The 20,249-nt window shown below is 70.9% G+C and carries 14 protein-coding genes; 9 read left to right on the top strand and 5 right to left on the bottom strand.

The window, feature by feature from the left end:
• The first annotated feature begins 117 nt into the window (after positions 1–117).
• The 3 genes from pta to pyk all read left to right on the top strand — a co-directional run bounded on the left by pta (position 118) and on the right by pyk (position 4,882).
• Entirely contained in the window at positions 118–2,208 is a 2,091-nt protein-coding gene (gene pta, locus OG607_RS13810; protein ID WP_405723036.1) for a phosphate acetyltransferase, read from the top strand.
• A 4-nt stretch (positions 2,209–2,212) separates the two neighbouring features.
• Positions 2,213–3,361 carry an acetate/propionate family kinase gene (locus OG607_RS13805; RefSeq protein ID WP_405723033.1) on the top strand — a complete coding sequence of 383 codons (1,149 nt, stop codon included), beginning with the start codon at positions 2,213–2,215 and terminating at the stop codon, positions 3,359–3,361.
• A 99-nt stretch (positions 3,362–3,460) separates the two neighbouring features.
• The gene (gene pyk, locus OG607_RS13800) at positions 3,461–4,882 is read left to right on the top strand and encodes a pyruvate kinase (protein WP_405723030.1); all 1,422 of its coding nucleotides are present in this window, start codon (positions 3,461–3,463) and stop codon (positions 4,880–4,882) included.
• A gap of 85 nt (positions 4,883–4,967) precedes the next feature.
• On the opposite strand, the gene OG607_RS13795 is transcribed toward pyk, so the two are convergent.
• The 3 genes from OG607_RS13795 to OG607_RS13785 all read right to left on the bottom strand — a co-directional run bounded on the left by OG607_RS13795 (position 4,968) and on the right by OG607_RS13785 (position 8,535).
• Positions 4,968–5,954: a chitinase gene (locus OG607_RS13795; RefSeq protein ID WP_405723027.1), complete on the bottom strand. Its 987-nt coding sequence runs from the start codon at positions 5,952–5,954 to the stop codon at positions 4,968–4,970.
• A 236-nt stretch (positions 5,955–6,190) separates the two neighbouring features.
• Positions 6,191–6,913, bottom strand: coding sequence for a response regulator (locus OG607_RS13790; protein ID WP_405723026.1), 723 nt, complete (start codon positions 6,911–6,913; stop codon positions 6,191–6,193).
• Positions 6,910–8,535 carry an ATP-binding protein gene (locus OG607_RS13785; protein WP_405723024.1) on the bottom strand — a complete coding sequence of 542 codons (1,626 nt, stop codon included), beginning with the start codon at positions 8,533–8,535 and terminating at the stop codon, positions 6,910–6,912. The genes OG607_RS13790 and OG607_RS13785 overlap by 4 nt, the downstream gene beginning before the upstream one ends.
• 132 nt (positions 8,536–8,667) lie before the next feature.
• Between OG607_RS13785 and OG607_RS13780 the strand changes: the two genes are divergently transcribed.
• Both OG607_RS13780 and OG607_RS13775 read left to right on the top strand, forming a co-directional pair.
• Positions 8,668–10,047, top strand: coding sequence for a cation:dicarboxylate symporter family transporter (locus tag OG607_RS13780; RefSeq protein WP_405723022.1), 1,380 nt, complete (start codon positions 8,668–8,670; stop codon positions 10,045–10,047).
• Positions 10,048–10,177: 130 nt separating this feature from the next.
• Positions 10,178–10,933 (top strand): metallophosphoesterase family protein, encoded by a 756-nt coding sequence (locus tag OG607_RS13775; protein ID WP_405723020.1) that lies wholly within the window; start codon positions 10,178–10,180, stop codon positions 10,931–10,933.
• A gap of 62 nt (positions 10,934–10,995) precedes the next feature.
• Here the strand turns inward: OG607_RS13775 and OG607_RS13770 are convergent, their stop codons facing one another.
• Together OG607_RS13770 and OG607_RS13765 are read right to left on the bottom strand one after the other, a co-directional pair.
• A complete protein-coding gene (locus OG607_RS13770; RefSeq protein ID WP_405723017.1) occupies positions 10,996–13,770 on the bottom strand; it encodes a Tat pathway signal sequence domain protein in 2,775 nt (924 codons plus the stop codon).
• Positions 13,763–14,482 carry a DUF6250 domain-containing protein gene (locus OG607_RS13765; RefSeq protein WP_405723014.1) on the bottom strand — a complete coding sequence of 240 codons (720 nt, stop codon included), beginning with the start codon at positions 14,480–14,482 and terminating at the stop codon, positions 13,763–13,765. Before OG607_RS13765 ends, OG607_RS13770 begins: the two co-directional genes overlap by 8 nt.
• A gap of 251 nt (positions 14,483–14,733) precedes the next feature.
• On the opposite strand from OG607_RS13765, the gene OG607_RS13760 reads away from it, so the two are divergent.
• The 4 genes from OG607_RS13760 (at position 14,734) to OG607_RS13745 (ending at position 20,190) form a co-directional block, all read left to right on the top strand.
• Positions 14,734–16,398, top strand: a complete 1,665-nt coding sequence (locus OG607_RS13760) for a rhamnogalacturonan lyase B N-terminal domain-containing protein (RefSeq protein WP_405723011.1) — start codon at positions 14,734–14,736, stop codon at positions 16,396–16,398.
• Positions 16,399–16,772: 374 nt separating this feature from the next.
• Positions 16,773–16,967 (top strand): FxSxx-COOH cyclophane-containing RiPP peptide, encoded by a 195-nt coding sequence (gene fxsA, locus OG607_RS13755; RefSeq protein ID WP_405723009.1) that lies wholly within the window; start codon positions 16,773–16,775, stop codon positions 16,965–16,967.
• A gap of 66 nt (positions 16,968–17,033) precedes the next feature.
• Positions 17,034–19,382 (top strand): FxsB family cyclophane-forming radical SAM/SPASM peptide maturase, encoded by a 2,349-nt coding sequence (locus OG607_RS13750; RefSeq protein ID WP_405723006.1) that lies wholly within the window; start codon positions 17,034–17,036, stop codon positions 19,380–19,382.
• Positions 19,372–20,190, top strand: coding sequence for an aminoglycoside N(3)-acetyltransferase (locus OG607_RS13745; protein WP_405723003.1), 819 nt, complete (start codon positions 19,372–19,374; stop codon positions 20,188–20,190). The genes OG607_RS13750 and OG607_RS13745 overlap by 11 nt, the downstream gene beginning before the upstream one ends.
• Positions 20,191–20,249 lie beyond the last annotated feature (59 nt).

Below are 20,249 nucleotides of genomic sequence, written 5' to 3'. Positions count from 1 at the left end.
GCGCATGTTGTGCGCCCGTTCACCCCCTGGACCTGTCGCGCGTCTTACGTACGGGGGACGGTAATGTCAAGGGATATCGGGATCGGGGATCCCGCGAGGCAGGGACGGAGATCGCGCGTGACGCGCAGCGTGTACGTGACCGGCATCGGCCGCGGCGACGGCCGGCAGGTCGTCGAGTTGGGGCTCATGGAGCTCCTGACCCGTCAGGTGGACCGCGTCGGCGTCTTCCGGCCGCTGCTGCACGACGTGCCCGACCGTATGTTCGACCTGTTGCGCAGCCGCTACCGGCTCACCCAGGAGCCCCGGACCGCGTACGGCATGTCCTACGAGGAAGCCGCCGCCCTCCAGGCCGAGCAGGGCCGTGACGCGCTGATATCCCACCTCGTCGACCGCTTCCACGAGGTCGCCCGCGACTACGAGGCGGTGCTCGTCCTCGGCTCGGACTTCGAGGAGACCAACCTCCCGGGCGAGCTCGGCATCAACGCCCGCCTCGCCAACGAGTTCGGCGCCTCCGTCCTCCCGGTGGTCGGCGGCCGCGACCAGACCCCCGAGACGATCGCCGACGAGGTCCGCAACGCCCACCTGTCCTACGCCGGCCTCGGCTGCGACGTGCTCGCCATGATCGCCAACCGGGTGCCGGGCGACGCGGTCGAGGACGCCGCCGCCCGGCTGCGCGGCCGCCTCCCCGTCCCCGCGTACGTCGTGCCCGAGGAGCCGGCGCTCTCCGCGCCCAGCGTCTCCCAGATCTCCGCCGCCCTCGGCGCCGAGGTGCTGCTCGGCGACCACTCCGGGCTCTCGCGCGACGTCATGGACTTCGTCTTCGGCGGCGCCATGCTGCCCACCTTCATCAAGGCCCTCACCCCCGCCTGCCTGGTCGTCACCCCCGGCGACCGAGCCGACCTCATCATCGGCTCCCTCGCCGCCCATTCCGCCGGTGCCCCGCCCATAGCCGGCCTCCTCCTCACCCTCGACGAGCGCCCCGGCCCCGAGATCCTGGCGCTGGCCGCCCGTCTCGCCCCCGGCACCCCCGTCCTCTCCGTCCCGGCCGGTTCCTTCCACACCGCCACCGAGCTCTCCGCCATGGAGGGCAAGCTCGGCGCCGCCACCCCGCGCAAGGTCGAGACCGCGCTCGGCCTCTTCGAGAACCACGTCGACACCGCCGATCTGCTGCAGCGGTTGTCCGTCGTGCGCAGCGAGCGCGTCACCCCCATGATGTTCGAGCACGAGCTCATCGAACGCGCCCGCTCCGCCCGCCAGCGCGTCGTCCTCCCCGAGGGCACCGAGGAACGCATCCTGCGCGCCGCGGAAGTCCTCCTGCGCAGGAACGTCTGCGACCTCATCCTTCTGGGTGACACGGACGCCGTGCGCAAGCGGGCCGCCGAACTCGGCATCAACCTCGACGTCGGCGCCTGCGAGGTCATCGACCCTCAGACGTCCCCCCTCCGGGAGAGCTTCGCCGAGCTCTACGCCAAGCTGCGGGCCCACCGGGGCGTTTCGTACGAACTCGCCTACGACGTCGTCGCGGATGTCTCCTACTTCGGCACCCTGATGGTCCAGCAGGGGCTCGCCGACGGCATGGTGTCCGGTGCCGTCCACTCGACCGCCGCGACGATCCGGCCCGCCTTCGAGATCATCAAGACGGCGCCGGGCGCCGCGATCGTCTCGTCCGTCTTCTTCATGTGCCTCGCGGACCGGGTCCTCGTCTACGGCGACTGCGCGGTCAATCCCGACCCCGACGCCGAGCAGTTGGCCGACATCGCCATCCAGTCCGCCGAGACCGCCGCCCAGTTCGGGGTCCGGCCGAGGGTCGCGATGCTCTCGTACTCCACCGGTACCTCCGGGAGCGGCGCCGATGTCGACAAGGTGCGCCGCGCCACGGAGCTGGTCCGCGAGCGGCGGCCCGAGCTGCTCGTCGAGGGGCCCATCCAGTACGACGCGGCTGTCGACGCGGCCGTCGCCGCCACGAAGCTGCCGGAATCGGAGGTCGCCGGCAAGGCGACCGTCCTGATCTTCCCGGACCTCAACACCGGCAACAACACCTACAAGGCCGTCCAGCGGTCGGCGGGGGCGGTCGCGGTGGGGCCCGTGCTGCAGGGGCTGCGCAAGCCGGTCAACGACCTCTCGCGCGGGGCGCTGGTCTCCGACATCGTCAACACAGTCGCCATCACCGCGATCCAGGCCGCGACCACCCACCCCAGAAAGCGCTGAGCCCGTGACCGCCACCCGCGTACTCGTCCTCAACTCCGGCTCGTCGTCGGTCAAGTACCAGCTCATCGACATGGCCGACGGCACCCGCCCCGCCGCCGGCCTCGTCGAGCGCATCGGCGAGCCCGGCGCGGCCGCGGACCACGGCGAGGCGCTGCGGCAGGTCGCTGCGGACCTGGGAGCCAAGGGCCTGGGCCTGGACAGCCCTCAGCTGGCGGCGGTGGGCCACCGGGTCGTGCACGGGGGCACCAGGTTCACGGAGCCGACGCTGATCACGGACGAGGTGATCGAGGAGATCGAGAAGCTCGTCCCGCTGGCGCCGCTGCACAACCCCGCCAACGTCACCGGCATCAGGGTCGCCAGAGCCCTGCGTCCGGACCTGCCGCAGGTCGCGGTCTTCGACACGGCGTTCCACTCCACGATGCCGGAGGCGGCGTACCGGTACGCGATCGACCGTCAGACGGCGGACGCGCACCAGATCCGGCGCTACGGCTTCCACGGGACCTCGCACGCCTACGTGTCGAGGGCCACGGCCGCCCTCCTCGACCGGGACCCGGCCGACACGAACGTGATCGTCCTGCACCTGGGCAACGGCGCCTCCGCCTCCGCCGTGAGCGGTGGGGTGTGCCTGGACACCTCGATGGGCCTGACTCCGCTCGAAGGCCTGGTCATGGGTACGCGTTCGGGGGACCTGGACCCGGCCGTGCTGCTGCATCTGCAGCGGTCGGCGGGGATGGGCCCGGACGAGGTCGACGACCTGCTCAACAAGAGAAGCGGGCTGCTCGGCCTGTGCGGGGACAACGACATGCGCGAGATCGGCCGAAGGATGGCCGAGGGCGACGAGCAGGCCCGGCTCGCGTTCGACATCTACATCCACCGCGTCCGCAAGTACGTCGGCGCCTACACGGCCGTCCTGGGCCGGGTGGACGCCATCGCGTTCACGGCCGGGGTGGGCGAGAATTCGGCCGCGGTGCGCGAGGCGGCACTGCGCGGACTCGCCCGGCTCGGCATCGAGGTGGACGCGGTGCGCAACGCGGAACGCGGCAGCGTGGCGCGGCTGATTTCGGCGGAATCCAGCCGGGTCGCGGTAGCCGTTGTACCGACCGACGAGGAACTCGAGATCGCACGGGAGGCGTACTCGCTGGTCACCGTCTAATCTGTGGCCGCCGCCACGCCCAGCCGTCCGCACCGACCGCCAGCACGCCCTCCGCACGGGATTATTCCGGAGCGGAACAAACCCGATAGGATCGTCTTCATGCGCCGAGCGAAAATCGTCTGCACCCTGGGTCCCGCCGTTGACTCCTATGACCAGCTCAAGACACTGGTCGAGGCCGGCATGAATGTGGCCCGATTCAACTTCAGCCACGGCAGCCACGCCGAGCACGAGGAGCGCTACCACCGGGTGCGCAAGGTCTCGGAGGAGACCGGGCGTGCGATCGGCGTGCTGGCCGACCTGCAGGGGCCGAAGATCCGACTGGAGAAGTTCGCGGACGGCCCGGTGGAGCTGGTCGCGGGTGACGAGTTCACGATCACCACCGAGGACGTCCCCGGCGACCGGACCATCTGCGGTACGACCTACAAGGGCCTGCCCGGCGATGTCAGCACCGGCGACCCGGTCCTGATCAACGACGGCAACGTGGCGCTGCGCGTCATCGAGGTCGACGGCGCGCGCGTGCGCTGTCTCGTCGTCGAGGGCGGTGTCATCTCCGACCACAAGGGCATCAACCTGCCCGGCGCGGCGGTGAACGTCCCCGCGCTGTCCGAGAAGGACATCGACGACCTGCGCTTCGCGCTCCGCATGGGTGTCGACATGGTCGCCCTGTCCTTCGTCCGCGACGCCAAGGACGTCCGCGATGTCCACAAGGTGATGGACGAGGAGGGCCGCCGGGTCCCCGTCATCGCCAAGGTGGAGAAGCCGCAGGCGGTCGAGAACATGGAGGACGTCGTCGCGGCCTTCGACGCGGTCATGGTCGCCCGTGGCGACCTCGCCGTCGAGTACCCGCTGGAGCAGGTGCCGGTCGTCCAGAAGCGGCTGATCGAGCTGTGCCGCCGCAACGCCAAGCCGGTGATCGTAGCGACCCAGATGATGGAGTCGATGATCACCAACTCGCGCCCCACCCGCGCCGAGGCCTCCGACGTCGCCAACGCCATCCTCGACGGCGCCGACGCGGTCATGCTCTCCGCCGAGTCCTCGGTCGGCAAGTACCCGATCGAGACCGTCAAGACGATGTCCCGCATCGTCGAGGCCGCCGAGGTCGAGCTCCTCAAGCAGGGCCTGTGGCCGCTTCAGGGCCGCAAGCCGCGCACCCAGTCCGGCGCCGTCGCCCGCGCCGCCGCCGAGCTGTGCGACTACCTGGACGGCAAGGCCCTGGTCGCCTTCACCAAGTCCGGCGACACCGCCCGCCGCCTCGCCCGCTACCGCGTCCCGCAGCCGGTCATCGCCTTCACCACCGACGAGTCGACCCGCAACCAGCTCGCGCTGACCTGGGGCGTCACCACCATCGTCGTCCCGCACGTCCAGACCACCGACGAGATGGTCCGGATCTGCGGCAGCGAGATGCTCAAGCTCAAGGAGTACGGCGAGGGCGACACCGTGATCATCACGGCCGGCTCCCCGCCCGGCATCCCCGGCACCACCAACATGGTCCGCGTGCTGCACCTCGGCGAGAACGTCTGACGCGGCGGGTTGCGCAGCCCGCCGGCTGCGCTGTGTCCTCAATCGCCGGACGGGCTGAATTCAGCCCGTCCGGCGATCTCGTCGGTCAGCCCGTGTAGCCCGCCAGGGCCTTCGTGAAGTCGTACGTGCCCTGGCTGATGCCGCTGCACGAGTCCGCGTCGGAGCCGGAACCGCAGGGGCGGTCGCGGTTGACGGACCAGAAGCTGACGCGGGCGAGGTGGTGGCTCTTGGCGTAGCCCAGCATCGACTTGAAGTCGGCCAGGGTGATCTTCTCGCCGTCGACGTCGGTGATGCCGTTCATGGACGAGAAGCCGACCTTGCGGTAAGCGGCGTCGGAGGACAGTCCGTAGGCGGCTGCCACGTCGTTCTTGAGGCCGTTGACCGCCGACTTGGTGGCGGCGGCCATGTCGATCGCGCCCTCGTCGTAGTCGAAGGGCATGACGGCCCAGCCGTCGAGGTTCAGGCCCTTGGCGGCGCCGCGCTTGATGAGGTCCTGGCCGTTGGAGTCCGGGCCGGTGGTCGTGGTGCCGAAGGTGATGTAGATCTTCAGGCCGGAGTTGTTGTTCCGGACAATCTTCAGGGCGTCGATCACCCGCTGGCGTACGGTCGCGCTCTCGAACTCCGTCGACTCGATGTCGATGTCGATCGACTTGAGCCCGTACGCGTCGATGACCTTCTGGTACGCCGCCGCCAGCTTCGAGGCCGACGAACAGCTCTCACCGAGCTTGTTGCCGCTCCACCCGCCGAAGGACACGGTGACGTCCCCGCCGGCGGCGCGTATCGCCTTGATCGTCGACTGGTCGGTGCCGCCGGTCAGCGGGCGGGAGCCGTCCCACGCGGGCTTGCAGGTGCCGTCGGAGAGGATGAAGGCCATCGTGAACTGCTGGATGCCGGTCGCCGACATCACCGAGGTCGCGGAGGGCGGATTGCCCCAGCCGAGGTAGAGGTAGGGCGCGGCCACGCCGCTGGGCAGCGCGGTGGCGTGCGTGGTGGCGGCGTGAGCGGTGGTCGTGCCGAGCGCGGCGACGGCGGTGACGGCTGCTGCCGCCGCCTTCAGGGCGTGACGATTCATCAGGCCTCCAGCCTGGGTGGGGGGAGTGCGTCTGTGGGCGCGCTGTGCACGCCAGGGTCTGGGCGCTCCGGCGCCTTGCGATCGCAGGCGCCGCAGTGACATCAGCCGCTGGCGCGGCGGGCCGCTCCTTCTCCCACGGAGACCCGCCGGACAGACCCTAGCCACCCCGTCATGCCCGCGACAAGGAGTTGGTTAGGAAAGTTTACTGTTGTTTACGGAGCCGGAGCTGCCAGGTGTCAACGCCCCCGGCCCGCCCACCGGTAGCTCAGCTCCGGCCGCCCCACCGCCCCGTACTGCGGAGCCCGTACCGCCTGCCCCGTGTCGACCAGGTGCTCCAGATACCGCCGGGCGGTGATCCGGGAGACGCCCACCGCCTGCGCCGCGGCATTCGCGGAGATGCCGTCGCCGTCCTCCGTGGCGCGCCGCAGGGCGACCGTGACGGCCTCGAGGGTCGGGCCACTGAGCCCCTTCGGGAGCACCGAGGCCTCCGGGTTGCGCAGCGCGGCCAGCGCGCGGTCGACCTCGTCCTGGCCGGAGGCCTCGCCGCCGGCGAGCTCGCTGCGGTAGCGGGCCCAGCGTTCGAGGCGGTCGCGGAGGGAGGGGAACGTAAAAGGCTTCAGGAGGTACTGGACGACGCCGACGGAGACGGCCTGGCGGACCACGCCGAGGTCGCGGGCGGAGGTGACGGCGACGACATCGGCGGTGTGGCCGGCGGCCCGCATCTTGCGGACGACCTGGAGCCCGTGGCCGTCCGGGAGGTTGAGGTCGAGCAGGATCAGGTCGACGGACTGCTTCTCCAGGAACCGCAGCGCCGCGCCGCCGGTGTGGACGACGGCGGCCACCTGGAAGCCGGCCAGCCGCTGCACGTAGAGGCGGTGGGCGTCCGCCGCTACGGGGTCGTCCTCGACGACGAGGACGGTGATGGGGCCGGGACCAGGTCCAGGGCCAGGGGTGCTCACGCGCGTACCTCCAGGTGCAGCGGCAACCGTACGGTGAACTCCGCGCCGCCGCCCGCCGCCCGGTCCAGCCCGACCGTGCCGCCGGCCCGGCGGGCGGCCTGCTCGACGAGGGCGAGGCCGAGGCCGCGGCCCTCGCTCTTGGTCGTCCAGCCGCGCCGGAAGACCTCGCGGATGGTGGCCGGGTCGACGCCGGTGCCGGTGTCGGTGACCCGGAGCAGCAGTTCGCCGCCGTCCACGCGGGCGGTGACCGTCACCAGTGGCCGCCCGCCGGCCCCGGCGCCCTCGATCGCCGCGTCGATCGCGTTGTCGATGAGATTGCCGAGCATCGTGACGAGATCCCGGGCCACCAGCGCGTCCGGCAGCACGCCGTCGTCGATCGAGCTGTCCTCGGTGACCGTCAGCTCGACGCCGCGCTCGCTCGCCTCGGCCGCCTTCCCCAGCAGCAGCGCCGCCAGCACCGGCTCACCGACCGCCGCGACCACCCGGTCGGTGAGCGCCTGGGCCAACTGCAGCTCGGCGGTGGCGAATTCGACCGCCTCCGCCGCCCGGCCCAGCTCGATCAGCGACACCACCGTGTGCAGCCGGTTGGACGCCTCGTGCGCCTGCGAGCGGAGCGCCTCGGCGAAGCCGCGTACGGAGTCCAGCTCGCCGGTCAGCGCCTGCAGGTCGGTGTGGTCCCGCAGGGTCACCACCGTGCCGCGCCGCTCCCCGCCCCGCACCGGCGAGGTGTTGACCACCACGACGCGCTCCGCGGTCAGGTGCACCTCGTCCACGCGCGGCTCGGCGGCCAGCAGGGCGCCGGTCAGCGAGGTGGGCAGCCCGAGCTGGTCCACGTATGAGCCGACCACGTCCTCGCCGAGTCCGAGCAGCTCGCGGGCGGCGTCGTTGCACAGCGCGACCCGGCGGTCGGCGTCCAGCAGGACCAGGCCCTCGCGCACCGCGTGCAGAGTTGCCTGGTGGTAGTCGTGCATGCGGCTGAGCTCGGCGGCCGACATCCCGTGGGTGTGCCTGCGCAGGCGGCGGTTGGCGACATACGTGCCCAGGCCGCCGACGGCGAGGGCGGCCAGCGCGACGGAGAGCAGGACGGTGAGCTGGCCGCGCACCTGGTCGCTGATCGCGGTGACGGTGATGCCGACGCTGACCAGGCCGACGATCTTCCCGTGGTCGCGGATCGGCGTCACGGCCCGCACGGAGGAGCCGAGCGTGCCGGTGAAGGTCTCGGTGAAGGTCTCGCCCTTCAGGGCCGGACCGATATGGCCGAGGAAGACATGGCCGATCTGCTTGGTGTCCGGGTGCGTCCAGCGGATGCCGTGCGTGTCCATGATCGTGACAAATGCCACACCGGTGTCCTTGCGGACCTGCTCCGCGTACGGCTGGAGCAGCGTGGTGGGCTTCGGGGTCCTGATGGCCGCCGCGACCGACGGGGCGTCCGCGACGGTCAGGGCGGCGGTCGTGACCTGCGCGACGGCCGCGTCCTCGGCCCTGTTTCCGGCGTTCACGTAGACGAGCGCGGCGAGCCCCGTGACCACCAGGGCCATGATCACGACCTGCAACGCGAAGAGCTGCCCGGCGAGGCTGCGCGGGCGCGAGGGGGTGTGGCGGACTGCTGACATGCGCGGCATGCCAACAGTGTGCACGCCGCGCGCGAACTCAATGAACGCAAACGTGACCCCGGTCACGACTCGAGCGCATAGTCACCGAGACCTATCCAATCGAGGGCGTTGGGGACGACGCCGGGTCGGACCGAGGAGACAATGGTGTCAGTGCCGGGCCAGAGCCGCAGTGAGAGCAGCACGGGTCGAAGAGACCGTACCCACTACCTCTACTTGGCCGTGATCGCGGCCGCGATCGCCGGTGCCGTGCTCGGCCTGGCCGCGCCGGACGTGGCGGTGGAACTGAAGCCGATCGGGACCGGCTTCGTGAACCTGATCAAGATGCTGATCGCCCCGATCATCTTCTGCACGCTCGTCCTGGGCATCGGCTCGGTGCGCAAGGCCGCGAAGGTCGGCAAGGTCGGCGGGCTCGCCCTCGGCTACTTCCTGGTCATGTCGTTCGTCGCGCTGGGCATCGGCCTGGTGGTCGGCAACATCCTGCACCCCGGTGCCGGACTGGACCTCACCAACGCCCTCAAGGAGGCCGGCCAGGCCCAGGCGACCGCAGCGCCCGCGGAGAGCGGCTGGGACTTCGCGCTCAGCATCATCCCCGCCACCCTCGTCTCGGCCTTCACCGAGGGCCAGACCCTCCAGGTCCTGCTGATCGCGCTGCTCGTCGGCTTCGCGGTGCAGGCCATGGGCAGCACCGGCGAGCCCATCCTGCGCGGTGTCGAGCACATCCAGCGGCTGGTCTTCCGGGTCCTCGGCATGGTCATGTGGGCGGCCCCGGTCGGCGCCTTCGGCGCGATCTCGGCGGTGGTCGGCTCGGCGGGCGTGGACGCGCTCAAGGCCCTGGCCACGATCATGATCGGCTTCTACATCACCTGCCTGATCTTCGTCGTGATCATCCTCGGCACGATCCTGCGGCTCTTCGCCGGGGTCAACCTCTTCCAGCTGCTCAAGTACCTCGGCCGTGAGTTCCTGCTCATCGTCTCGACCTCGTCCTCGGAGTCGGCCCTGCCGCGCCTCATCGCCAAGATGGAGCACCTGGGTGTCAGCCGCCCGGTCGTCGGCATCACCGTGCCGACCGGCTACTCGTTCAACCTCGACGGCACGATGATCTACCTGACGATGTCCTCGCTCTTCATCGCCGAGGCCATGGGCGACCCGCTCAACTACGGCCAGCAGATCTCGCTGCTGCTGTTCATGATGATCGCCTCCAAGGGCGCCGCCGGCGTCACCGGCGCCGGCATGGCCACCCTCGCCGGTGCCCTGCAGTCCCACCGCCCCGCCCTGGTCGACGGCGTCGGGCTCATCGTCGGCATCGACCGCTTCATGAGCGAGGCCCGCGCCGTCACCAACTTCGCGGGCAACGCGGTCGCCACGGTGCTGGTCGGCACCTGGACCAAGGAGTTCGACCGCGAGCGGGCCAAGAAGGTCTTCGCCGGCGAGCTGCCCTTCGACGAGGCCACCCAGATCGACGACCACGCCCCCGCCGACGCCCCGGCGGAGGCCTCCAAGGAGCCGGTGGCGGCAGTCTGACCCCTGCCCCCACTCGCCCACCGCCGGTCCCGCCGAGCCTTCCCCCTTCGCTCGGCGGGACCGGCGTTTCCGCGTTCCGCCCTGGGCGGACCGGCCGCCCCGGTGCGGAGAGCCGGTGCACGGTGGTGACATGCAGCCGTACGAAGTCGTAGCCGTCCTGTCCGACATCCACGGCAACCTGCCCGCCCTTGAAGCCGTGCTCGCCGAGCCCGACCTGCGGGCCGCCGACCGCGTCGTCCTCACCGGCGACCACGCCGCCGGGCCGCTGCCCGTGGAAACCCTCGACCGGCTGCACGCCGCGCTCGGCGACCGTGCCGTCTGGATCAGCGGCAACGCCGACCGCGAGCTGGTCCAGGCCCGCCGCGACGGCAAGCCCACCGGCTACCCGGTGGACGACTGGGCCGCCGCCCAGCTCCGCGACGACCAGGTCGCCTTCCTCGCCGCCCTCCCGCCCACCGTCGAACTCGACATCGGCGGCCGCACCCTCTTCTGCCACGCCACCCCGCGCGACGACGAGGAGATCGTCCTCGTCGACTCCCGCGCCGCCCGCTGGGCCGAGGTCATGTCCGGCGTCGACCCCGCCGTCGCCACCGTCATCTGCGGCCACACCCACATGCCCTACGCCCGCATCGCCCACGGCCGCCTCATCGTCAACCCCGGCAGCGTCGGCATGCCCTACGGCCGCCCCGGCGCCCACTGGGCCCTCCTCACCCCGGACGGGGCCCAACTGCGCCGTACGGTCTACGACTACGAGGCCGCGGCCACCCGCATCGCCGCGGAATCCGGATTCGCGGGGGCCGCGGAGTGGGCCCAGGAGTACGTCCGCGACACGTACACCGCGGAGGCGGTCCTGACCGCGTGGGGCGCCCGTGACGGGCGCCCCTGATCAGCCCGTCCGGCGATTGAGGACAAAGCGCAGCCGGCGGGCTGCGCAACCCGGCGAACGCACTAGCCCGGCAGCGCGTCACCGACCAGCGCCAGGTCCTGGATGGCTGCCAACCCGTACAGCGCCGTGGAATTCGTGCTGACCCACGTCGCGTCCGCACCGGCATTGAGTACCGTCGGGCCGCTGATCGCCGTGGTGGCCCATGCGGTGCCCGCGTCCGGGTAGCCGTCGCTCGCGGTGAACTTGGCCCAGGCGCGGGTGGCGAGGGCGGCGTCGCCGGTGAGGTTCGCGGCGTAGGCGTCGAGGCGGGAGTGGCCCTGGACGAGGCTGACCTTGAAGCTCGCGCCGTAGCGGGCCTTCTGTTCGGCGGAGGTGGCGTTGAAGTAGCGGCAGTAGTCCAGCCAGGCGGCCCGGAAGCCGGGGAGGTCGCTCTCGCCGAGGGCGGCGATGAGTTCGGCGGCCAGTTCGGGGAGGCCGAAGCTCGCGGAGAGGTGGGAGACCGCGATCACCGGGTCGGGCTGGATGGCGAAGCGGCCGGTGTCGAGGTCGTAGAGGCCGCTGCCCTGGACGAAGCCGTTGGGCTGGGCCGCGATGGTCGAGGCGCTGGCCAGCAGCTTCCTGCGCGCGGTCTGCCACTTGGGACCGCGCCGCTCCCACTCGGTCCACCAGGCCCAGCCCAGCCCGCTCCAGTCGGTGCCGAAGCCGATGGAGAGGGCGTGCCGGTCGCCGGGGAGGTAGCCGTCGGTGCGGACCTTGCGGTTGGGGTCGAGGGCCAGGAAGGTCTCGTCGGAGTCGACCTGGGCGTGCATCAGGTCGCCGGTGCGCTCGTCGGCGGTGAGGTAGTAGAAGAGCCGGCGGTAGACCGGCGTGGAGATACGCACCTGCTTCGCACTGTCGCCGAAGTGCTGTACGCCGTGCCGGGTGCCCAGGCCCGCCCACTGGCCGAGGTGGTAGACGTCGACCTCGCCGGTGTGGCGGGTCATGGCCTCGGCGAAGCGGTAGATGTCGGCGCGGCCGGAGCGCAGGTAGGCCAGCCAGAGCCAGAGGTCGGTGGAGAGCTCGGAGTTGTCCCAGGCGTACCCGCCGACGTCGTAGCACCAGGTGTGGCGGTCCGGGTCGTAGGTGTGCTGGACGTCGCCGTAGTCGAGGAAGCCGTACCAGCGGCGCTGCTCGCGCTGGTCCCGGTAGTAGGCGAAGAGCAGGTCGAGGCGGTCCTCGATGGTGGACGCGGCCTTGGTGGAGCGGTCCACGGGGGACCACATCCCGGCGAAGACGCCAGCCTTGTGCAGGGTCCCGGGGTCGGCGACGAGCTGCGGCGGGGTGGTGAGCGCGTCCTTCTGGGCGACGAGGGCCGCGGCGGTGGGGGTGGCGGCGTTGGCCCACAGCCAGAGCTCGGAGGTGCGGGCGATGCCGTACGGGGTGCCGAAGCCGGGTTCGTAGTCCTCGTAGGTGATGGCGAGCCCGGCGGTCTGCTCCTCGTACGTGTCCTGGCCGAGGCCGTCGTGGTAAAAGCGCAGGTCGAGCGGCTGGGCCTCCGGGGACCAGAGCCAGAGGGTGACCTCGGCCTCGTCCGTGTAAGCGTCGCGGATGTCGAGCTGGGCGGGGTGCTTCTGCCAGAAGTCGCGCAGGCCGAAGGAGAGCCCGCCGCTGACTCCGCCGAGGTAGCCGAAGCCGGGGGCGCGGGTGCCGCCGGTGGTGTGGATCCAGCCGTGGCCCGGCTTGGTGCGCTTGCGCAGCGTGAAGCCGTCGGCGGAGAGCTGGGAGAGGGTGAAGTCGCCCCAGGCGGGGACGTATTGCAGGGCCCCGGACACCCGGGTGTCCCAGGTGGAGAGGTCCGGCAGCTTCTCGCCCCTGACCTGCGCGGCGCGCACTTCACTGCCCGGGTCGCGGCGGAGCCCCGTGATGCCCTGGACGGCCTCGGTGAGGAAGCCGTCGTCGGCGCCGGCGAGGCGGATGTGCCGGTCGTAGAGCTCGTCGCGCAGCGGAACGCGCAGCCGCAGGCCCAGGCCCTTGATGAAGTCGCCGCTGTCCTTGCCGGCCTCCTGCTTGCCGTCGTACGTGATGGTGTGGAGGACCCGGATCGCCTCGGACCCGGCGTAGAAGTACAGGCGCAGCACGAACGGCAGCCAGGAGCGCTTGGCGCGCTCGTGCTTGCCCTCCAGGCGGATGACCGCCCGGACCGGGCCGGACTGCTCGACGGTGACGGTGTCGACCCGGCCGGTGAAGCGCTCCCAGCGGGCGGTCCCCTGGTCCTCGTCCTCGATCTCGTCCTGGCGCAGCACGATCAGCTCGCCCTTGCGCGCGATCTCGGTCCCGGTCCGCCTGATGCTGCGTACGACATCGTGGGCCCCGGCCTTGGCGATGCTGACCTGGACGACCCCGGTGTCGATGTCGATCGTGCCGCCCTTGGTGTCGACGGTCAGCCTGGTCTCTGCCTCGGCGGGCGTGCCGCCGGGGGTGACGGTGTAGCTCTCGGCCAGGCCTGCGGTGCGGCCCACCGCGTGGGCGGTCCACTTCAGCGTGCCGTCCGGCCAGTAGGCGGTGGGCCAGGTCTGCAGGGGGACCGCCGTGCCGTCGGCGGCGGTGACCGCGAATGTCTCATCGGCCTGGACGGCGCCCTTCGGCCAGGCCACGCCGAACGTGGAGCCCGGGGCCTCGGCGGGGGTGCCGCCTTCCAGCCAGGTGAGCTTCACGGGGCCGGCGGTGGCTGCCTGGGCGGCGGCCCCGGTGGCGGCCTCCGCCGCTGCCGGGGTGGCGGCGAGCGCCCAGGAGAGCTGGGTCGCCACGGCGGCCGCTGCCGCCGCCTTGAGGGCGTCTCTGCGGGATATCTCAGGCACCGTGGCCGCCCGTCCCGAGCCGCCAGACGCGGAAGTCGGTGATGTGGAAGTGGCTCCAGGTGGTGCGGAAGGCGAACCAGCCGCTGGTGTACGGGTCCTCGTCGGTGTAGTCGAAGACCAGCTCGCCGTTGTCCCAGTACTGGATGTGCTTGCCGTCGGAAACCAGCCGGATGCGGTTGGGCTCGTTCGCGGTGAGCAGCGGTGAGGTGTAGTCGTAGATCAGGGGCCGCTCGCCCGCGACGCCGACGTAGCGGCGCAGGCGGGTGGTGGTGTTGTAGTTCGCGCCGAGGCCCGCGTAGTACGTGGTGAGGTTGTCGTAGTCCGCGAGCGCGCCGCTGCGCGGCGTCGCGAACAGGTCCTCGGGGGAACGTGCGTCACGCGCGTTCCAGAAGGAGTTCAGGTCGCTGACCCGGTCGTTGGCACCGCCCTGCGACACCGGGGTCGCGGTGAAGTCGATCTCGTACCGCCCGGAGAACTCCCGCTTGAACCACACCGAGGCGCCGGCGGGCACATCGACGTCCAGCACGCCGTCCTTGGCCGTGACGCTGCCGCCCTTCTCCAGCTCGGTCGACCACTGGCCGGTGCCGTGCCGGAAGTCGTCGCGGGCCAGCAGCCGTTGGTGTTGCGGGGGCGGGCAGGCGGCGCCGGTGGTGAGGGCGGTGGTGGCAGCGACGGCGAGGCTCACCAGTGCGGCGGACCAGGTCTTGCGCATCGGGGGTTCCCTTTCTGTGGACGGGCAGAGCGTAGAGAACCGAACATTTTCCGAGCAATGGATGCCACAGAAGCGAAAGGAACCGTTCACAAACCATCGAATCGATCATCGAATCCCGCATGCTGGGACCGAATGTGACGTGCCGTTACGTGTGCGTGGCCAGGCGGCTCCAACCCTCGCGCGGGGGCTCCCACAGCAGCCAGTCTTGTGCTGTCCCCTCCCCCCCCACCAGCACCAGGAGCCGCACCCCCATGTCGTACGACGACCGCCAACTGCCCCGCCGTGCCGTCCTCGCCGGAGCCGTCGGGCTCGTTCTGGCCCTCGCCGCCCCCGCGACCGCCTCGGCCGCCTCGGCCGCGAACTTCGGCTACACCGACGACGGCACGAACTACGTCGTCAGCACCGGCGCCGACCTCGTCTTCAAGGTCAACCACAGCAACGGCGACCTGAGTTCCTTCGTCTACAAGGGGACCGAGTACCAGGGCTACGACGGCAAGAACTCCCACATCCAGAGCGGTCTCGGCGCCTCCACGGTGACGATCTCCCAGCCCGCCACCGGAGTTCTCCTCATCAAGGTCGTCAACGGCACCCTGATCCACTACTACGCGGCCCGCAGCGGCGAGAACAACATCTACCTCTTCACCTACAAGGCCGACACCTCTGTCGCGGCCAGCCGGTACATCGCCCGCCTCAAGCCCGGCATCTTCCCCACCACCTACCCCGACACCTGGTCCGACTCCGACACGGTCATCGAGTCCGCCGACGTCTTCGCCAAGGCCGACGGCACCACCAGGTCCAAGCACTTCTCCAACCTGCGGACCATCGACTACGACTACTTCGGCTTCACCAACTCCGCCTCCACCGCCGCGATCTGGGTCGTCCGCTCCAACAAGGAGAAGGACTCCGGCGGCCCCTTCATCCGCCAGCTCCTCCGCCACGGCAACGAGTCAGGCGCCGGCCTCTACGAGCACCTCTACTACGCCGAGGGCCAGACCGAGGACGAGCGCTTCGGCCTCCACGGCCCCTACGTCCTCGCCTTCACCGACGGCTCCGCCCCGGCAACCGCCGTCTCCGGCCGCAACACCACCACCTGGGTCGACGCCCTCGGCCTCACCGGCTGGACCGGCGCGAGCGGCCGCGGCCGGATCGTCGGCAACGGCCTGGCGGGCCGGGACACCTCCCAGCCCTACGTCGTGGGCGTCGCCAACGCCGACGCCCAGTACTGGGCCACGGTCAACGCCAGCACCGGCAAGTACACCGTCCCCGGCCTCCTCCCCGGCACCTACACCCTGACCGTCTACAAGGGCGAACTCGCCGTCCACACCCAGGACGTCACCGTCACCGCCGGCGCCGCCACCACCGTCCACACCATCACCATCACCGGCGACCCCTCCACCGCCACCCCCATCTGGCGCATCGGCGACTGGAACGGCACCCCCGCGGGCTTCAGGAACGCCTCTCTCGTCACCTACGCCCACCCCTCCGACTCCCGCGCCGCCGCCTGGGCCGCCGACCCGTACGTCATCGGATCCAGCACCCCGGGCGCCTGGCCCGCGTACCAGTTCAAGGAGATCAACCAGGGCCTGCTCGTCTCCTTCACCCTCACCGCCGCCCAGGCCGCCGCCGACCGCACCCTCCGGGTCGGCATCACCACCGCCAAGGCCAACGGCCGCCCCCAGACCACCGTCAACGGCACCTGGACCTCCGCCATCCCCGCGGCGGCGGCCGAGCCGAGCACCCGGACCCTGACCGTCGGCAGCTACCGCGGCAACAACCACACGTACGAGTACGTCATCCCCGCCGCGAACCTCGTGGCCGGCACCAACACGTTGCGCATCGACGCCGCCAGCGGCTCCGCGGGCGGTGGCGGCTACCTCAGCCCCAGCTACGCCTTCGACGCGCTCGACCTGCTCTGAGGCCGTCCCGTCGCCCGTTCGGCCCAGCGCGTGGCCACCGGTTGAGTGCGCGGGGCGCGGAGTGCTCGCTACGGGTGCAACTGGACTGTGCCGAGAGCGCGTTGATACCCAGAAGAAATGAAAATAACCATCGATTGTGTCCTCTGATCGGCCGTCGTATGGAAGGCTTGGGAAAGGCTTTCAGGCCCGGCCTTTGGGAGGGTGCTCCTGGGCGGCCGTGGTCGTACTCCAGTGGGATGACTCGAGTGTCGTCCAGGTGCGTCGCGTCGTTGTCAGGGGGCGGGTTTCTCAAAATCCGGGATTATGAAGTCGTAATCCGGACATTTGGTGCGCAAGCCAGCAAATGCCACCCTACGCGGAACAGGAAACGACCTATGAGTGCAACCGCCGCTTTGAAGGCCGAAACCGGCTCTTTCCCCCAGCGTCCGACGACCCGCCGGCGGATCCCGCTGGCGGAGCTGGCCTCCCGCGGCAGCGCTGCCGCCTCGCCCGCGCTCAACCGCGTGATGCCCGCCGCTGCCTCCTCCGGCGGTGTTCCGGTGGCGGCGTTCCAGTCGTTCAGCCGGTGAGCTGACTGAAACAAGGGTTCAAACAGGGGTTCTGGGCGTCAAGCCATGGATGGGTCGTCATCGTCATTGAGGCCGCTCTCGCAGTACGTCCTCAAGCTGCACAGCCGGTGTGATCTGGCGTGCGATCACTGCTACGTCTACGAGCACGCCGACACCAGTTGGCAGGGCCGCCCCCGGGCGACCGCCGACATGGTGTTCGAGCGGGTCGCGGAGAGAGTGGTGGAGCACGTCACCACCCATGGCCTGAAACGGGTACAGGTGGTGTTCCATGGGGGAGAGCCGCTGCTCGCCGGCCCGGCACGCATCCGCCGGGCCGCCGAGGGGTTACGCGGCGCCCTGGACGGCGTCTGCTCGCTCGAACTCGGCATCCAGACCAACGGGGTGCTGCTGAGCGAGCGCTTCTGCGATCTGTTCGACGAGTTCGGGATCACCGTCGGTATCTCCCTGGACGGTGACAAGGCATCAAATGACCGTCACAGACGCTTCGCCGACGGCAGAAGCAGTTACGACCGCGTTCTGAAGGCCGTCGGCCTGCTGCGGGAGCCCCGCTACCGACACCTCTACGGCGGCCTGCTCTGCACCATCGACGTACGGAACGACCCGCTGGCGGTGTACGACGCACTGCTGGCGCAGGATCCGCCCAGGATCGACTTCCTTCTGCCCCACGCCACGCATGACCAGCCGCCCGAGCGCCCCGACGGCGCCGAGGCGCCTTACGCCGACTGGCTTCTGGCCATCCATCAGCGCTGGACGGAGCAGGGCCGCCCGGTGCCGGTGCGCATCTTCGACTCGGTACGGCGGATGCTGCGCGGCGAGAGCAGTCTGGTGGAGTCACTCGGCGTCGATCCGGTCGATCTGGTGGTGATCGAGACCGACGGGACGTTCGAGCAGGCCGACTCGCTCAAGACCTCGTATGACGGGGCACCCGTGACGGGCATGGATGTCTTCGCGAACTCCCTGGACGAGGTGGCCGCCCATCCGGGCATGGTGGCCCGCACCCAGGGCGAGGCGGGGCTCTCCGAGACCTGCCGGTCCTGTCCGGTGGTCAGCACCTGCGGCGGGGGACTGTACGCGCACCGCTATCGCACGGGGAGCGGTTTCGCGAATCCCTCCGTGTTCTGCCCCGATCTGATGAAGCTGATTACCGGCATCCAGGATGTCGAGGAAGTGGAACGGGAAACGCCCATGACCGCCGCCGAAGCACGGCAACAGCCCTCCCCGGACGCGCTGTTGACGGATGATCAGATCGACCAGCTCGCCGCCGGATACGGTGACGCCGACACGGTGGCCGCCCTCGCGGCGGAGCAGCTGGAGATCACCCGCGGCCTGCTCGCCGCCGTCTGGGAGCAGGCCCCCCGTGACGCCAGGACCGCTGCCGCGTGGCGCGCGCTGGCGGAGGTGGACGCCGCCGCGCCGGACGCGCTGGACGCCGTGCTGGCACACCCGTACACCCGGCCGTGGGCGCGGCAGTGCCTGGAGACCCCCGGCGACGGGGCGGATGTGGCGGGCCTGGCCGAGGTCGCCGCCGCCGCGGTGCTGCGGGCTGGGGACCGCTATCCGGCGGTCGTGAGGGTGCCGCTGCGTGAGCGGTCGGTGCGGCTGCCGGGGCTGGGCCGGGTCCTGCTGGACGGCGCGGCCGGAGCGGACGAGGCGGAGATCGAGGCCACAGCCGACGGCTTCGTGGTGCGGGCCGCCGCTCAGGTACTGCGGATCGGCTGGGACGGCCCGGCGGACCGCCGCTGGCACCCCGTACGGCGGCTGGGCCCTGCCGAGTGGCCGGTCGCGCTGGAGGACACCGACCCGTACCGCGACGCTCATCAGTGGCCGCTCATGCCCCGGCACGACGAGGCAGGGGCCAAGGCCTGGCAGGAGGACCTGGCCGAGGCCTGGGCCTTCGTCAAGCGCGAACTGCCGCTCTACGCACCCGGACTGGCCACCGGGCTCCGCACCATCACCCCGCTGACCCGCCCGGCCGACGGAAGCGACGTCAGCGGCGCGGCCCGCCATGCCTTCGGCACGGTCGGTATCGCCCGGCCCCTCACCGCGCACCGGCTGGCGCTGCTGGTGGTTCATGAGTTCCAGCACGTGAAGCTCGGGGCGGTGCTGGACCTGATGGATCTGTACGACCCGCAGGACACCCGTCTCTTCGACGCGCCCTGGCGGCCCGACCTGCGCCCGCTGGAGGGGCTGCTCCAGGGGACGTACGCCCATGTGGCCGTCGCCGAGTACTGGCGCGCCCTCGCCCGCCAGGGCGACCCGGAGGCGGCCGTCGAGTTCCCCCGGTGGGCCCGCTACACGGCGGAGGCGGTCGACCGGCTCGTCGCGTCCGGTTCGCTCACCACGACGGGCGAACGCTTCGCGGCCGCGATGGCCCGGACCGTCAGCCCCTGGCTGGGAGAGCTCGATGAGATCTGAACCCTCCGGTGTGCATACCGTGGAGAGCCTGACCGACGATCTGCGCGAGCTGGGCGTCGAGCCGGGGGACGTGCTGCTGGCGCAGGGCTCGCTGCGCGCCGTCGGGCAGGTGAAGGGCGGCGGGCGGACCGTGGTCGACGCGCTGCGCGAGGCGCTGGGCCCGCGGGGCACCCTGGTGGCGTACGCGGCGACGCCCGAGAACTCGGACACCTCGCGGCTGGACCGGGAGCATACCGCGGGCATGGACGCGGCCCAACTCGCCGAGTACCGCGCCTCGATGCCCGCCTTCGATCGGCTCACCACGCCGGTGTCGCGCAGCATTGGACGGCTCGCCGAGGAGGTCAGGCTCACGCCGGGCGCGCTGCGCAGCGCGCACCCGCAGACGTCCTTCACGGCCGTGGGCCCGGCCGCCCCGGCCGTCCTCGACGGCCACGCGCTGGAGAGCCACCTCGGCGAGGAGTCGCCCACGGCCCGCCTGTACGACCTGGGCGCGCGGGCTCTGCTGATCGGGGTGGACCTCTGGGTCTGCACGGCTTACCACCTCGCCGACTACCGGGCGGATCCGCCGCCGTCCCGTCCCTACCGTGCGGTGCTGCCGACGGCCGACGGGGGCAAGGAGTGGGTGCCGTTCCAGGGGCTGGACATCGACGACAAGCACTTTCCGCAGCTAGTGCCGGTGGTGGCGCGCGAATGCGAGGTGCTGAACGGGCGTTTCGGGGACGCCGAGTGCCACCTGGTGCCCATCGCTGACGCGGTCGATGTGATCGAGAAATGGCTCATCGCGCACGGCCGGCAACCGAAGAACTGAAAAATCGGAGGTCATGCGCTATTCCACCGGAGAATCGGCGGTTCCTACACTGAGGTTCC

Source organism: Streptomyces sp. NBC_01537 (assembly GCF_045040445.1).
Lineage (GTDB): Bacteria > Actinomycetota > Actinomycetes > Streptomycetales > Streptomycetaceae > Actinacidiphila.
This window is presented reverse-complemented; position numbering and strand designations above follow the sequence as displayed.